Origin of the sequence: Floridaenema aerugineum BLCC-F46 (genome assembly GCF_041929345.1) — a bacterium.
Classification (GTDB): Bacteria; Cyanobacteriota; Cyanobacteriia; order Cyanobacteriales; family Aerosakkonemataceae; genus Floridanema; species Floridanema aerugineum.
Genome location: NZ_JBHFNQ010000003.1, coordinates 42,944 through 56,791, shown reverse-complemented (window position 1 = coordinate 56,791; position 13,848 = coordinate 42,944). Strand labels below are relative to the sequence as shown.

The window sequence follows — 13,848 nt, the reverse complement described above, 5'->3', positions numbered from 1 at the left end:
GGAATCTTTGACTTTATTGAATGAACAAACTGCTCAATTAATGTCATTAAGTCCACATAAACGACCTTATTATCAGCGAGGTCGAAGAGCCGAGATGCTTATCCGGTCTACCTTTTAGCCATAGTTGTCACCCCGTCAGGCGGGAGTAAATTGAGTAGCAGAGATAATTTCTCGGACATTTTCTACTCCGGTATGACTAGCAGCATCAATTTCAATTACATCTAAGCATGACCCAGATGCTATGCTTTGACAAATCTCACATTTACCGCATGGTGTTGCCGTTGGTTGTTCGCTTGCTTGGCAGTTGAGAGATTTAGCCAGTATTCTAGCACTAGAAGTTTTTCCTGTGCCTCTCGAACCAGTAAATAGATATGCAGGTGCTATTTGTTGGCTATTGATGGCATTAGTTAAGGTAGTAGCAATTGCATTTTGACCTACTAATTCGGCAAAGGTTTGAGGACGATATTTCTGATGAAATGGGATGTACATTGTTGTGGTGCTCTGAAATTAATACTCGGATGGTAATAGTAGGATTTGGTCGGCTAAGTACAACTTGATAGTAGTTAGGGGAAAGTCTGTATAAGGAATATTTTGGGTAACTACTGGTTCGTTGTTACTATCTGATTGGCAAGTGAGGACAGCAGATTTATCTGGTGCTACTGTTAATTGCCAAAGTTGAAATTCGGCTAAATCTTGTTGTGAAAGTAGCTGTGGTGTTTGATAGGAAGCAATGGCATCTAGTAACCAAAATGCTTGTCCTTGAGTTGCTAAATACTTGACTCCATCGGTATAATAGATATTGCCCAAAGAATGCTGATAAATGTTATCAGTTCCGTTAAAGGCATCTAATTCTGCTTGGGTTAAAGTCATCAATTTTACTCCTATTAATTCTCACCTTTAATGGCGTTAGCCGGAACAAAACTGGAATTGATGGGATGACAAATTGGACAAAATCTTCGGCTATTTTTCTGCCGTTTAAGTGTTCTTTCTAACGAGCGATCGCCAATCCAAACTTCTGCTAATCTAAAAGTTATTCCCCGTTCTTTTGCTACTTGACACAGCCTTGCACCTCTACCAAGCCGATGTTCTCTAATTCTTTCATCCAAATCTTTGGCATATCCTAAATAATGTTGGGTTGGTCTAGTAGGATTGATGCGTTGATTGAAATGTAGTAAATAAACCATGCGAAAGTTACAACAAAATCATCAATTCCTTTCAGTGCGTGAGCAACAAAAAAACATCTGTTTATTAGTATTTAGAAACACTACAATTTCAAAGAGAGTAGACGTTGTTTTAGGGAGTGAAGTATGGCAACTTATTTAGTCACGGGTGCTAATCGGGGAATTGGTTATGAATACTGTCGTCAATTGCAACTACGAGGTGATGTTGTGATTGCTGTTTGCCGTAGTGCTTCTGAGGAATTAAAACAGTTAGGGGTGCAGGTTCAAGAAGGTATTGATATTACCTCTGATGCTTCGGTTGCAGATTTAGTCACTCGCTTGGGTGATACGAGGATTGATGTGTTGATTAACAATGCGGGAATAATCAAGCGCGTCACATTAGAAGAGTTGGATTTTGATAGCATTCGAGAGCAGTTTGAGGTGAATGCTCTGGGAACCTTAAGAGTTACTCATGCACTACTGCCAAATCTTTATGCAGGTTCTAAGATTGTGCTGATGACGAGTCGGATGGGTTCGATTGGGGACAATACTTCTGGTAGTTCTTATGGTTATCGGATGTCGAAAGTAGCGTTGTCGATGGCAGGTAAGTCGCTGTCTCATGACTTGAAATCGCGTGGAATTGCGGTGGCGATACTACATCCTGGTTTAGTGCAAACTCGGATGACCAATTTTACTGCCAGTGGGATTACGCCTGAAGACTCGGTAAAGGGTTTATTGCAACGAATTGATGAGTTGACGCTGGAAAATACAGGTACTTTTTGGCACGCTAATGGTGAGGTGCTGCCGTGGTAAGTCTGTGTGCCTAATTCAAGCATTGGAGTCTATACAGATGAACTGGAAGCTCTGCCATAGCTAGCGTAGTTACAGGGAATTTTGCAACAATTGGATGAGGAGATCGGTTTGTAGGTAGGGAATAAGAACTATGCAGAGCATCACACTAAAATCCCATATCGGTAGCGATGGTCTTTTGAAGGTTCATTTACCTGATATGAAAGATACAGATATCGAGGTTGTCATTGTCTATCAAACTAGTCTGCCCAAAGGTGTTGAAGCCGTATCTCTTTCACAGTTTTACGGGTGCATTCAGGATGACTCATTTATTAGACATCCTCAAAACGAACAACCTGAGCGCGAACCCCTAGAATGAAATATCTTCTTGATACAAATGTCTGCATTATTTATCTAAAAGGCAGAAATTTGAACTTAAAGCAGCGGCTTGAGGCGGTTCCTATTCAAGAGATAGCTGTATGTTCAATCGTCAAAGCAGAACTCTGCTTTGGAGCGATGAAAAGTGCCAACCCAGACCGCAACTTTGCCCTACAGCAAGCATTCTTGGCGCAATTTGTTTCACTCCCTTTTGACGATCTCGCCGCTACTACCTTTGGGGTGATTCGGGCACAGTTAGAAACTAGAGGCATACCCATTGGAGCTTATGACTTACAAATTGCCGCAATCGCTCTGGCAAATAATTTAACTCTGGTGACACATAATACAGGGGAGTTTGGGCGGATTGAGGGGTTGCAGGTTGAGGATTGGGAAATTGAGGCGTAAAAATAATTATGTAATCCCTAGAGTGAATCAAGTACAGTTTTTTGGGATAAAACATGATGCACTAAGGAAGTAGCTGTTTTTTCTTCTGGGAAAAGGCTTTAGTAAGCGCATTACTGCCTCTATTTCTACATTGGTTGCAGTAACAATGACAATATCGACTTCATTTTTTAGTCGTTCGATTTCTTCTTTTGCAATTTCCTTAGTTGCTGGAAGACTTGGTGCGTACCAATCTTGCTCTTCAATCTGATACTCTACTTCTTCATCAGGTGTCAGCAAGTCAGTTTCAGCGTTCAACAAGTCAGTTTCAGCCTTCAAACTGAATAACAGCTCATGAGTGTAGTCTTTTGCCGTTTCTTCACCAAAAGGAGTACATCTTTCATCAATTGGACTCAAACCAATTAATATTCCTGTTTCGATTTCTAATTCTCTTCTCCAATTCTCGCGTAGTTCAGCGTAGAAACTGCAAGGCTGAGATGTTTGCACAATATTAATTTTTTTTATCTGACTTGAGTTTCTAATTACTACTCCTCCTACATTGAAGGGTCTATGTTGCATCCAAGGTTCAACAATTTGCTCCCGAACCAGTTGGATAGTGGCATCGCTGAGAAAAGCGTCTTCATTGTTTCTAACACCATTTATCTGTATTCTACAATGCCAAAATTTCTCTGGATACTCGTCCCATTTCATACCTGTTTAGTAACTAAGGCAGCGTACTTTACGCTCTCAAGCTAACATATACTACCGCAGATCTTCACGCTACGCCGAAATTAGTATATTGAACCACTCGGCTGGATGAAAACCCAAAATGAGTTGAATTTGCAAGCCCTAGCTAAACTCCAAATCAATCTAGGCAATACATCTTTACTGAATAATTGAGTCGGCTTACCCAAACCCCGTAAGAGCAAAGCACTACTTTGATTTTCGTTTCGACTTTGGTGGTGTGCGGTGTGCGCCGAAGTATTTTTCACTGCGATAACGCAACCATACCCGCAACTGCTGCGGAATCTGGTCTTTTTGTTCTTTAGTGAGCGTGTTGTAAAGGGCTAATGCTCGCTCTCTTTCTCCCCGACAAGCAGCATTGTTGTGGGCATCCCAATAACTGCGAGCTACCCGAATCCGCCGACAAACTTCCTTAACAAGTGCTTCTCCCGTGAGTAGTTCTTCTGACTTTGCCATACTTGAATCAGAACGCGCTATCCCCAATCCTAACGTTTACCATGAAGGCAGCTGCTCTTGTTTCGATTTGATTTAGTTTGAATTATGATCCACATTTCTGACACAGTAAGCATCCCAGAACAGGAGATTGAAATGAGTGCAGTTTGCTCTCAAGGGGCAGGAGGGCAAAATGTTAATAAGGTAGCAACTGCCATTCACCTGCGCTTCGATATTATTGCTTCCTCGTTACCTGAGTCTTACAAAGAGCGATTGTTGAAGCTTTCCGACGGGCGGATTACTAAAGAAGGTGTCATTGTCATCAAAGCTCAAGAACACCGCACTCAGGAGCAGAATCGGGAAGAGGCATTGCAGAGATTGCAAGACTTGATTAAAAGTGCGATCGCACTCCCCAAACCCCGAAAAAAGAGCAAACCGACTCGGAGTTCTCAAAGAAAACGTCTGGATAGCAAAACTAAGCGAAGTCAGATTAAGACAATGCGAGGAAAAGTAACAGATGAATGAAAGTGCCGAATTTAATTTTTAATGCCAATTGCGATCGGGTTCTGGCTGTAATCGTTTAGCCGCGTCAATCACATCTTGCAGTTCTACTGGGTCGCTCAAGGGGTCAGCATCCAGCGTCGTCACACGATTGAATTCCTGCTGCCAACGTCGTAGCTCTGCAATATATGGTTCGCAAGGCACTCGCTGTAAATTATCCCCAACCTGTACCAAATCGTAAATCCCATTGTGTAACCACCTTCCAGTATGCCAATCCTGCATATCAACAGCAGGAAATAAACAAATCCCATGCAGTTCCATCCCTGCATTCACTGCCGCTAGAGACTCTTCCACTACGTCCTTTAGCCACTCATCTCTGCCTGCTTCCATGCCACTAGTTTCGCCAATAATCATCGGTCGGTGATAGCGTTCCCACAGCCACTGCATTAAGTCATGAAGCGGTTTAATGCGCTCGTCGTGGGGGTCGAGTGCCTGATGTGGGCCTTGTTCCCGGTATTCCATCTGACCAAAAGAATAATGATTTGCGCCAACGATATCTAAAATTTCTGGGGAACCGCCGAGTTCAGGGTGTTCTTTTCCGTAAAGGATGTCCCATGCTAGGAATGTGTCCACATAGGTTTCGTGATTTGCTGCTTCGACTAGATCCGGGCGATCGCGCGGTGCTACTACCTGAACTAACGGATCGATGTGGATCATCCTGGCTGTAGGTTCCACTTCTCGAATTGCCTTAACTCCTGCGATCGCCGCCTTACACAGGGCTAAACGGAAGCGAAAACGGTCTTCTTTTGTGGTTTTATATGGAGCCACCCAACCCCATTCTCCCCCGCAGAATGAGAAAAAGGTAATTTCATTAATCGGCGTGAAAAAATAGGGGCCATGCAAGCGGGGAATCACATACTCGGCTGCGGCGCGACAGTAACGGGCAAAGCGATCGATAAATTCATCACTAAATGGATCGAGATCCTCTGGATACCCGTAGTGGCAAAGATCCCAAATAGGAAGAATTTGCGTCTGCTGCATCGCTTCAATCATCGGGTCAATCATAGAGAAGTCGTAGCAGCCATGACGATCGACTAACGGCCAAGGTATTCCTTCCCGTGCCACATCAATCCCTAACGAGTGCAGTATCTCATAATCTTCTTGTGCATGGCGATCGTGCTGTGTCTCTTCTATCAGATTCCGTCGTCTCTTATCCTTCCAGAGAAACGTCGAGCACTCAAAGCCAGAGATGAAGAACGTGGGGAAGATTCCAGGTCGTTGAGTCATACGTTTGCTCTGGTATATTTAATCGTTATCGTAGGTAGTCTCGTCCATTTGAGGCACTATCCAACGTCAGATAAATTAGAGCATTTCTAATGGAACAGGTTTGCTAGGACGTGGAAAAGCCGTATCCAGAGCATTCAGTTCTTCTGCACTTAGTTTCAAATCCAATGCTGCACAATTCTGTTCTATATGGTCAATCCGACTAGATTTGGGAATTACAATCACATTCTCCTGATGCAATACCCAGGCTAAAGCTATTTGAGCCGCAGTGACTTGGCGTTGTTGTGCGATCGCATTAAGTGTCTGGTTATTCAACAAACGCCCTTGCTCGATCGGAGAATATGCCATGATTGGGATGCTACGTTCCCGACACCAAGGCAATAAGTTCCATTCTATTCCCCGGCGTGCCAGATTATAGAGGACTTGATTAGTAACAATTTCCTTTCCCCCCTTCAACTGACTAGCTTCTTTCATGTCCTCCACATCAAAATTACTCACGCCATAACTGCGAATTTTACCTGCTTGTTGCAGAGTTTGAAATGCTTCTAGGGTTTCCGCTAATGGGATAGAACCGCGCCAATGGAGTAAATAAAGGTCGAGGTAATCTGTTTTTAAGCGTTTGAGGCTTCGTTCGCAGGCAGCGATTGCTCCTTGTTTTGAAGCATTATGAGGATAAACTTTGCTGACTAAAAACACGGATGCACGACGATTCGTTATTACCTGTGAAATAACTTCTTCTGCACCCCCTTCTCCATACATTTCTGCCGTATCAATTAAAGATAAACCTAAATCCAACCCGTGACGTAAGGCATCAATTTCACTTTGACGATTTTTTGTACTTTCCCCCATCTGCCATGTACCCATGCCCAGAACAGGAATTAATTGTCCAGAGGGTAACTCAAGATTTCGCATGACTGTTTCCATCTTTCACACACCTCCATAATTCCTAAAAAGCGGGTACAAACCCTTATATTATCATGAGCAAAATTTAAGTTTTCTTCTTCCATACGACTAATTCCTAATGATAGATGCCACAGTCCAAATCTATCTCTAAAGTTAAGAAAACTTTTCGTTACTAGAAAGGAATTAAAATCTATCTATGTCTTTGAAATTAAACGTTCCCACTCTTACCAATTCGCAAGAAGCACAAAATCTGACTGAGGCTATTGCCACAGTAGATCCTACTGCCAAGGTAGAAGTAGATGTAGAATCTAAGACAATCACAATAGAGTCACCTGACTCTAATAAACCTGTTGCTTCTGAAGAGTCAATTAAACAAGCCATTACTGCTACTGGACATTCCCTTAAAGAATAACTTTCTTACCCATCTCAAACACTAGTAACCCCTCTACTTACCTAACTGAAATCGTACTTGTTTGTGCAAATTACTCCTAACAGCCTCATATAACTTTATGCACTTTTGTAGATAGAATTATCCTATCGGCAAAAGTGCATATATACTGTAATATATTAATTACTCAGTTTTTTTTAGAGATATCTATTAAAAAACTTATTTTAGGAAATAATAAAATTTATCTCTTTTGAGTTTTGGTAATCTATGGATGAACAGCTGTATCAACTAATTGCACAGATATGTCAGCACCCCTGGAAAAGCCCAAAAAGGCAAAAAGCTATGAATCTGCTGCTTAGGGAAATTCAATTATTACCAGGGTTGGGTAAATCATCTCACCCAGACTACCTAGACGCTTTAAATAACACCTTTGAATGGGTGAACCGTCAAATGTGTCAAGATTTTAATCCCGATCGACCTTTGGTTCAAAAGCGTTTGTTGCAATGGATTAACAGCTACCTATACTGGCGAATTAAAGATTTATACTTACAAGGCAAGAGCGATCGCACTTACAGTTTAGATGCACCCATTGGAGATCATCAAAGCGAAACTTCTCTACTAGAACTTCTACCAACAACAGGTTTTCAAATTCCCACCCGCAGCGGAATTGACGGCTATATTGAACAAATAGAACGAGAACAACAGCAAATAATTGGTCTGAAACTCGAACAGTATGTCAGGGAAGATCCACAAGAAAAACTGCGGAATTGTCACCCTCAAAGCTATCCAGATTGTAACTGTCAATTACTCAGTTCTAGAGTATTGCTAAAAAGTCCACCTGATAAATTTACCGTACTCGCCAAAGAACTTTCCATCAACTACCAAACCCTTAAATCCCATTGGGAAAGAAAATGTCGCCCACTCCTGCAAGAAATTGCTATAGAGTTAGGATACAAATCTGAGTCTTGAATTATGAACAACACAGAAATACTTCCGCTCGCAGTTCCGCTTGGTCGTGAATCTCATACCCTAGCCAGAGAATTAGCTGCAAGAGCCATGCAACTAACAACTTTAGGAGATAAACATCAAATAGGAAAACGAGTTTTCCTAAATATTCTAGCTGTTTATGCCGTTGATAGTTATCTGAGATGGCAAGGGTATGAACCAAATTTTAGTCAAAGCGATAGCGCCGATCCCATTTTATGTAGCAGATGGGATGTAGCTGATTTGATGCTTCCTGGTATTGGTAAATTAGAGTGTCGTCCTATTTGGGAAGGAGAAACAGTTTTAATTATCCCATCAGAAGCAACAGAAGACAGAATTGGTTATTTTGCAGTCCAATTTGGGGAACACTTAGAGCGGGCGAAACTATTGGGATTTGCTCCAATGGTTGATGCCTCAAATCCACCAACTTTTGTGCCAATTGCCAATCTCCAAACTCTTGATTATCTAATAGACTATCTCTATCGCCTTGAAGTAGCAAATCAATTTTTGCAAGGTGATGATCTAGTTGCCGTGCGAGTCCGGGAAGTAATGGCAAATAATCAAATTTCCGAAATTGCTGCCCAGCTAGAACGTATTTGGCGCATAGAACTCGATTCAGAAAGGCCGTATGCTATCAAAGATATTTTAGCTGGAACTGCTACTGGTGTAGCAACTGAGCGGGAATTTGTGACTGATGATGAAACTGACATTGAATTATTAGAACTAGCTGAAAGCTTAATAGAAAAACTGTCAGAAATTTGGTCAAATACTGACTTTATTTAAGGGTAATTTTTAAGTTATTTAATTAGGAAATTATGGAAAAGCAACGAAGAGATGCTTATTTCAAATTAATAGAAAATTTACTGAATGCTCCTGTTGAAAAAGAAAAGGACGTTTTAATAGCTAATGTTACCCTGATTGATTCAGGATTGTTGCAAGTAATGGAGGAGTTAGCAATACAATTGGAATTGCAAGCCAATCAAAATACTGCAATTTGGTTGCGTGACTGGGCTGTTAAACTTAAATCTGCAATGAGCAGTCCTTTGGTAGATACTCCCGAAGTATACCGCGACTTCCTATTAGATGTTTTAGATTTAGTTGCCAAAAACCAAGCAAATCCACAAGTTATTTTTTCATTTTTGAAATCTAACTTAGATAAGCTGAATCATAGCTTGGCTCAAGTTTTGGAAATTTTTGGCAATGATACTCTAGCTCAAGCAACCCCAGAAAGCGCAAGAAGCGTTGCAATTACTATTGCTAATTTTAGTACCATAATTCAGAAATTTACATTAGGAGATAGAGCTACTAATATTGAAATTGCTATTACTGGCTATATAATAGCAGCAAAATTTTTAACAGAATTCATTTCTCCAGAAGAATGGGCAAGTGTTCAAAATAATTTAGGAGTTGCTTACGGCGACAGGATAAAAGGCGAACGGGCTGAAAATATAGAGCAAGCAATTCGTTGCTATGAAAATGCTTTAAAAGTGCGTAGTCGTGAGATGATGGCTTATGATTGGGCAGAAACTCAAACTAATTTGGGTAATGCTTATTCACTACGAATAAAGGGCGAACGTGCTGATAATTTAGAACAAGCGATCGTTCATTACCAAAAAGCATTACAAGTATATACTCGCCACGAATTTCCGCCAACTTGGGCAGCAGTCCAAAATAACCTTGCTAGCGCCTACTTACATCGAATTCGAGGTAATATAGCTGATAATTTAGAAGCCTGTATTATTGCCTGCGAAGCAGCCCTATCAGTGCGGACTCGCGATGCAGATCCTCAAGCCTGGGCAATGAGTCAAAATAACTTAGGTAGCGCTTACTTGAATCGAATTTATGGCGATCGCGCTCTCAACTTGGAACGGGCAATTTATTACTATGAAACGGCTTTACAAGTTCGCACTTACGAAACATTACCAATAGATTGGGCTGATACAAAAATTAATTTAGCTAAAACCTACTCAGAGCGGATTTATGGTGAAAAAGCTGAAAATTTAGAACGAGCGATCGCTGATTATCAAGAGGCATTATCAGTTCATACGCGGGAGGCAAATCCAGAAAAATGGGCTTGGATTCATAGCGATCTAGGTAATGTTTACTGCGAACGGATAAAAGGCGATAGAGTAGAAAATTTTGAGAAAGGGATTGCGGCTTTCCAATCAGCTTTATTAATTTATACACCATATACATTCCCAGAACAATGGGCGACAACTCAAATAGATTTAGGTCGAGCATATTTCCACCGAGTTGAAAATAATCGAACAGAAGAAATTGAACTGGCGATTAGTTGCTACAAAGCAGCACTTTCAGTTTTTACTCGTGAAGCTTTTCCTCACAAATGGGCTACCATCCAATTGAATTTGGGTGCAGCTTACGATCTGCGAAAGTTGGGCGATAATATACAAAATATAGAAGATGCGATCGCAGCATCTCAAGCAGCATTACAAGTTTACACTCGCGAAACCTTTCCCTTAGATTGGGCAAAAATTCAAAGTAACTTGGGTAATGCTTACTGTAAACGGATTAAGGGGAAAAAAGCTGAAAATCTGCTATTAGCAATGCGTTATCTTCAAGCTGGATTGGAAGTGTATACTCGCGAAGCATATCCTCAAATGTGGGCAACACTGCAAATGAATTTGGGTACTACTTATCAAGAAATAGGAAAAACTGATGCCGCAATTACCTGTTTTCGCTCGGCTTTAGAAATCTTCACTCCTATTAATTTTCCCCTTCATTCCATGGTGACAGGAAATCATTTAGGAAACACAGCTTTTGCTGTTAATAAATGGGAAGAAGCAATAGAAGGTTACACGGTTGCCATTGAAGCTTCAGAAATTAGACGCTCTTGGTTTCGTACTGACGAACGTCGGCAAAAATTAATGCAACAAGTATTTAATATTAACATGAAATTAGTACAAACTTGCATTAATTTTGGACGATTAGATAAAGCTATTGAGTATGTAGAACGTTCGCGCTCTCGGCATTTGGTAGATTTAATCGTAAGTAATGACCTTTATTGCGCTAAAGAAATTACTCCAGAACTACAGGAACATTTGCAGGAGTATGAAAGACTACACAAACAAATCGATCGCTTATACTTCACTCGCCATCAAAACAGAGATTTAATTGCCAATAATTCCCTATCTCACTTATTAGCAGAAGTTGAATTCAGCCAATACAACCGTGCGGCTTGGGAAAGTTACAACCAAAACATCAAAGCTTGGGAAGAACAAAAAGAACAACTTTTTGAAAAGCTAAGAGAGCTAGATCCAGTTTTAGTTAGTCAAATCCAAGTTGATAGCCCTAAATTCGCTAATATACAGCAATTAATCACCAATCAGACAACTGCAATTCTGAGCTTTTATAGCACTTATGATGATACTTATATTTTTACAGTCCGCCAAACTAAAATAAGCTGTCATATTTGTCCAGGTCAAGGCTTGGAAACTTTACACGATCGCGGAATTTTTGATAACTGGCTTCTATCCTATTTAGCCACCTCTGACATAACCAAAACTGAAACTGAGCGAAAACAGTTAAAAGCAACATGGCTTATTCAATTTAATACTTTTCTAGTAGACCTTTCCCAACGACTTTTGCTTGATGATTTAATTAGCAATCACCTACAAGGTATCGAAGAAATTGTTATAATACCTTGTATAAATTTACACTATATACCATTTGCTGCTTTACCGCTCGCAGATGGTCAATATCTAGGAGACAAATTTCTAATTCGCTATGCTCCTAGTTGCCAAATCTTAGAATTTTGCCAAAAGCGCCCCAAAGTAGAAACTATTTTGAGTTATGGAACAGTTGAAGATGCTACAGAAGACTTACCATGTTCCAGCTTTGAAGGCGATCGAATTGCACAAATGTACAGCATTCCATCACATTTACGTCTCAAAGGTCGTAGGGAAGCTACTGTTAACAATTATCGCCAGCTGATCGAACAAGTTCAAGGAATTATCAACAGTCACCATGCTCAATCTCGCATTGATAAACCTCTAGAATCAAAGTTGCAATTAGGGGATGGAACAATTACGCTAGGACAACTGCTGACACCTGGATGGCGACTGCCAAATTTAGTAGATGTGTTTCTTTCCTGCTGTGAAACTAATCTTGGTTTAATGCAAATTACAGACGATGTGCTAACTATTTCTAGTGGCTTTTTGTGTGCGGGTGCTAGAAGCGTAGTTAGTACCCTTTGGGCGGTTGACGACTTAGCAACGGCGTTATTTTCGATTTTTTATCACCAATATCGACAGAAAGGTTCGTGTCGTCCGGCAGCTTTGCAACAAGCACAAGAAGAATTACGCTCTTTAAGTGGGGAAACTCTCGCTGTTGTTTACCAACCTCAAATAAATTTGCTGCTGGATGAGAAATTTCAACAACTAGATAAGGCGCGTAAGGAAGCAAAAGCTAATCGCGATCGCTACCCCAAAGATACCCCAGATTATCTGAAATGGGATGAAGAGTACAAGCATCAGTTTAAAGCTGGCGATCGCATTCGCCAGACCAAAAATCGGCTTAAGGCTATGAGTCAAGAGGCTTTCCCCTTCTCCCATCCCTTCTACTGGGCTGCTTTTACCTGTTCCGGCTTGCGCTAACTCAAATAGCCTTAATAAAGGCTACGCCAACCTAGAATGTTAAAATATGGGGGTTTATATCTCAAAAAGCATCATGACATTAACCCTCAACCTACCCCCAGAATTAGAAAGGTATCTCCATGAGAAAGCCGAACAACAGGGGCTTTCCGTTGAGGCGATCGCCTTGCAGCTTTTAACACAATCTATTTTATTAAAGCAAAAACAAGCTCAAGCCGTTGATGTACTTCAAAGTTGGATTGATGACGAGGATGTTGAGGAACAGCAAGAAACAGGACAATACCTGATCCAAGTATTAGATGAAGATCGGCTTTCTGAGCGCAAATTATTTCCTTTGGAATTGAAAGGAGTGACTTGGTGAGCCAAGTTATTGTATTAGATACTGGCCCAATTGGACTAATTACCAATCCCAAACTCTCTGCTCAAGGTATTGCTTGTAATCAGTGGCTTCAATCTCATATCACATCAGACAGTCGAATTATTCTTCCAGAGATTGCGGATTACGAAGTTCGTCGTGAATTGTTGCGAGCTAATAAAATAAAGGGAATTTCTCGTTTAGATAGTTTAGCCAAAATCACTGAATATTTGCCAATTACAACCGCTGCTATGCGTCAAGCTGCCAATCTTTGGGCAGAGGCTCGCCAGCAGGGACGACCAACGGCGGGGGATAAAACGATTGACGGCGATATGATTTTGATTGCCCAGGCTATGACTCTAGCGGCTTCCAATGTCGTGATTGCAACAACAAATGTAGGGCATTTGTCGAGTTTTATTGCAGCCGATTTATGGCAAAACATTGGGATTTAGTACGAGCAATATAGTTATCTGTGTTAAAATTTCAACCCTTATAATATTTTATCCAGTAGAATTGGACTTATATCAACAGCTAATCAGCAGAAATAGCACTAAGCGTGCCTACTACAAACAAGTTCTACAAAATCCTGGTTTCTGAGTCCAAAAAATATTTTCCCAAAACCTGCATAATTTTTCGACTACGCCCTGGTTAATTAAAAAGCGCAGTTGGCCAACTCGCTTCTCCAAAAACTTCTGATTTATTTAACGGAGAAACGGGTACAATGACACCTACAATTTTATCTTCTCTCTTCATGTTTGGCATGATTATTCCTGCATCTTTAGGAATTAACATTGCTAGTGAAAAACAATTTTCTGCATCTGATAAATTCATATCCCATGCACCATTAGTAGAGATTTTTCAGCCTCAAGCTAGAAAAGGCGGGAATGGAAATGACGATCCCATTGTTCCACCTAACTATAGTTAATTCTCTGTAAAACC

Annotated in this window: 17 protein-coding genes and 1 pseudogene; 11 read left to right on the top strand and 7 right to left on the bottom strand. The window is 40.8% G+C overall.

Features of this window, described 5'->3' with window-relative positions:
* Positions 1–141: 141 nt before the first annotated feature.
* From ACE1CC_RS00300 to ACE1CC_RS00290, 3 genes and pseudogenes are all read right to left on the bottom strand, one after another.
* A pseudogene (locus ACE1CC_RS00300) lies at positions 142–489 on the bottom strand (DNA polymerase III subunit gamma/tau); the annotation flags it as partial.
* 18 nt (positions 490–507) lie between these two features.
* On the bottom strand, positions 508–870 hold the full coding sequence (locus ACE1CC_RS00295; RefSeq protein ID WP_413268476.1) for a DUF6876 family protein: 363 nt from the start codon (positions 868–870) through the stop codon (positions 508–510).
* Between the two features lie 14 nt (positions 871–884).
* Positions 885–1,184 (bottom strand): GIY-YIG nuclease family protein, encoded by a 300-nt coding sequence (locus ACE1CC_RS00290; protein WP_413268475.1) that lies wholly within the window; start codon positions 1,182–1,184, stop codon positions 885–887.
* Positions 1,185–1,307: 123 nt separating this feature from the next.
* On the opposite strand from ACE1CC_RS00290, the gene ACE1CC_RS00285 reads away from it, so the two are divergent.
* The 3 genes from ACE1CC_RS00285 (at position 1,308) to vapC (ending at position 2,732) form a co-directional block, all read left to right on the top strand.
* Positions 1,308–1,973, top strand: a complete 666-nt coding sequence (locus ACE1CC_RS00285) for an SDR family oxidoreductase (protein WP_413268474.1) — start codon at positions 1,308–1,310, stop codon at positions 1,971–1,973.
* A 130-nt stretch (positions 1,974–2,103) separates the two neighbouring features.
* A complete protein-coding gene (locus ACE1CC_RS00280) occupies positions 2,104–2,328 on the top strand; it encodes a hypothetical protein (RefSeq protein WP_413264659.1) in 225 nt (74 codons plus the stop codon).
* Complete coding sequence (gene vapC, locus ACE1CC_RS00275) at positions 2,325–2,732, top strand: type II toxin-antitoxin system tRNA(fMet)-specific endonuclease VapC (protein WP_413268473.1); 408 nt, start codon at positions 2,325–2,327, stop codon at positions 2,730–2,732. Before ACE1CC_RS00280 ends, vapC begins: the two co-directional genes overlap by 4 nt.
* 27 nt (positions 2,733–2,759) lie before the next feature.
* Here the strand turns inward: vapC and ACE1CC_RS00270 are convergent, their stop codons facing one another.
* On the bottom strand, positions 2,760–3,419 hold the full coding sequence (locus tag ACE1CC_RS00270) for a hypothetical protein (protein WP_413268472.1): 660 nt from the start codon (positions 3,417–3,419) through the stop codon (positions 2,760–2,762).
* A 222-nt stretch (positions 3,420–3,641) separates the two neighbouring features.
* Complete coding sequence (locus ACE1CC_RS00265; RefSeq protein WP_413268471.1) at positions 3,642–3,908, bottom strand: Precorrin-3B methylase; 267 nt, start codon at positions 3,906–3,908, stop codon at positions 3,642–3,644.
* Positions 3,909–3,992: 84 nt separating this feature from the next.
* On the opposite strand from ACE1CC_RS00265, the gene arfB reads away from it, so the two are divergent.
* Positions 3,993–4,409, top strand: coding sequence for an alternative ribosome rescue aminoacyl-tRNA hydrolase ArfB (arfB, locus tag ACE1CC_RS00260; RefSeq protein WP_413268470.1), 417 nt, complete (start codon positions 3,993–3,995; stop codon positions 4,407–4,409).
* A gap of 18 nt (positions 4,410–4,427) precedes the next feature.
* On the opposite strand, the gene ACE1CC_RS00255 is transcribed toward arfB, so the two are convergent.
* Together ACE1CC_RS00255 and ACE1CC_RS00250 are read right to left on the bottom strand one after the other, a co-directional pair.
* Positions 4,428–5,672, bottom strand: a complete 1,245-nt coding sequence (locus tag ACE1CC_RS00255) for a family 1 glycosylhydrolase (protein WP_413268469.1) — start codon at positions 5,670–5,672, stop codon at positions 4,428–4,430.
* A 75-nt stretch (positions 5,673–5,747) separates the two neighbouring features.
* Positions 5,748–6,581 carry an aldo/keto reductase gene (locus ACE1CC_RS00250; RefSeq protein ID WP_459563773.1) on the bottom strand — a complete coding sequence of 278 codons (834 nt, stop codon included), beginning with the start codon at positions 6,579–6,581 and terminating at the stop codon, positions 5,748–5,750.
* A 187-nt stretch (positions 6,582–6,768) separates the two neighbouring features.
* On the opposite strand from ACE1CC_RS00250, the gene ACE1CC_RS00245 reads away from it, so the two are divergent.
* The 7 genes from ACE1CC_RS00245 (at position 6,769) to ACE1CC_RS00215 (ending at position 13,834) form a co-directional block, all read left to right on the top strand.
* Positions 6,769–6,984: a copper chaperone gene (locus ACE1CC_RS00245; RefSeq protein WP_413268467.1), complete on the top strand. Its 216-nt coding sequence runs from the start codon at positions 6,769–6,771 to the stop codon at positions 6,982–6,984.
* A 318-nt stretch (positions 6,985–7,302) separates the two neighbouring features.
* Positions 7,303–7,929: a hypothetical protein gene (locus ACE1CC_RS00240; protein ID WP_413268466.1), complete on the top strand. Its 627-nt coding sequence runs from the start codon at positions 7,303–7,305 to the stop codon at positions 7,927–7,929.
* A gap of 3 nt (positions 7,930–7,932) precedes the next feature.
* Positions 7,933–8,727 (top strand): DUF1822 family protein, encoded by a 795-nt coding sequence (locus ACE1CC_RS00235; protein WP_413268465.1) that lies wholly within the window; start codon positions 7,933–7,935, stop codon positions 8,725–8,727.
* A 32-nt stretch (positions 8,728–8,759) separates the two neighbouring features.
* Positions 8,760–12,557, top strand: coding sequence for a CHAT domain-containing protein (locus tag ACE1CC_RS00230; protein ID WP_413268464.1), 3,798 nt, complete (start codon positions 8,760–8,762; stop codon positions 12,555–12,557).
* A gap of 73 nt (positions 12,558–12,630) precedes the next feature.
* A complete protein-coding gene (locus ACE1CC_RS00225) occupies positions 12,631–12,915 on the top strand; it encodes a hypothetical protein (RefSeq protein ID WP_413268463.1) in 285 nt (94 codons plus the stop codon).
* Entirely contained in the window at positions 12,912–13,361 is a 450-nt protein-coding gene (locus ACE1CC_RS00220) for a PIN domain-containing protein (protein WP_413268462.1), read from the top strand. Before ACE1CC_RS00225 ends, ACE1CC_RS00220 begins: the two co-directional genes overlap by 4 nt.
* Positions 13,362–13,630: 269 nt before the next feature.
* Complete coding sequence (locus ACE1CC_RS00215; RefSeq protein ID WP_413268461.1) at positions 13,631–13,834, top strand: hypothetical protein; 204 nt, start codon at positions 13,631–13,633, stop codon at positions 13,832–13,834.
* Positions 13,835–13,848 lie beyond the last annotated feature (14 nt).

Bases quoted from the DNA above. Each gene is read 5' to 3' on its own strand.
- ACE1CC_RS00240 (WP_413268466.1), top strand. From the start codon at position 7,303: ATGAATCTGCTGCTTAGGGAAATTCAATTATTACCAGGGTTGGGTAAA.
- vapC (WP_413268473.1), top strand. From the start codon at position 2,325: ATGAAATATCTTCTTGATACAAATGTCTGCATTATTTATCTAAAAGGC.
- ACE1CC_RS00280 (WP_413264659.1), top strand. From the start codon at position 2,104: ATGCAGAGCATCACACTAAAATCCCATATCGGTAGCGATGGTCTTTTG.
- ACE1CC_RS00285 (WP_413268474.1), top strand. From the start codon at position 1,308: ATGGCAACTTATTTAGTCACGGGTGCTAATCGGGGAATTGGTTATGAA.
- ACE1CC_RS00255 (WP_413268469.1), bottom strand. From the start codon at position 5,672: ATGACTCAACGACCTGGAATCTTCCCCACGTTCTTCATCTCTGGCTTT.
- ACE1CC_RS00295 (WP_413268476.1), bottom strand. From the start codon at position 870: ATGACTTTAACCCAAGCAGAATTAGATGCCTTTAACGGAACTGATAAC.
- ACE1CC_RS00230 (WP_413268464.1), top strand. From the start codon at position 8,760: ATGGAAAAGCAACGAAGAGATGCTTATTTCAAATTAATAGAAAATTTA.
- ACE1CC_RS00235 (WP_413268465.1), top strand. From the start codon at position 7,933: ATGAACAACACAGAAATACTTCCGCTCGCAGTTCCGCTTGGTCGTGAA.
- ACE1CC_RS00215 (WP_413268461.1), top strand. From the start codon at position 13,631: ATGACACCTACAATTTTATCTTCTCTCTTCATGTTTGGCATGATTATT.
- ACE1CC_RS00225 (WP_413268463.1), top strand. From the start codon at position 12,631: ATGACATTAACCCTCAACCTACCCCCAGAATTAGAAAGGTATCTCCAT.
- ACE1CC_RS00290 (WP_413268475.1), bottom strand. From the start codon at position 1,184: ATGGTTTATTTACTACATTTCAATCAACGCATCAATCCTACTAGACCA.
- ACE1CC_RS00265 (WP_413268471.1), bottom strand. From the start codon at position 3,908: ATGGCAAAGTCAGAAGAACTACTCACGGGAGAAGCACTTGTTAAGGAA.
- ACE1CC_RS00270 (WP_413268472.1), bottom strand. From the start codon at position 3,419: ATGAAATGGGACGAGTATCCAGAGAAATTTTGGCATTGTAGAATACAG.
- arfB (WP_413268470.1), top strand. From the start codon at position 3,993: ATGATCCACATTTCTGACACAGTAAGCATCCCAGAACAGGAGATTGAA.
- ACE1CC_RS00250 (WP_459563773.1), bottom strand. From the start codon at position 6,581: ATGCGAAATCTTGAGTTACCCTCTGGACAATTAATTCCTGTTCTGGGC.
- ACE1CC_RS00245 (WP_413268467.1), top strand. From the start codon at position 6,769: ATGTCTTTGAAATTAAACGTTCCCACTCTTACCAATTCGCAAGAAGCA.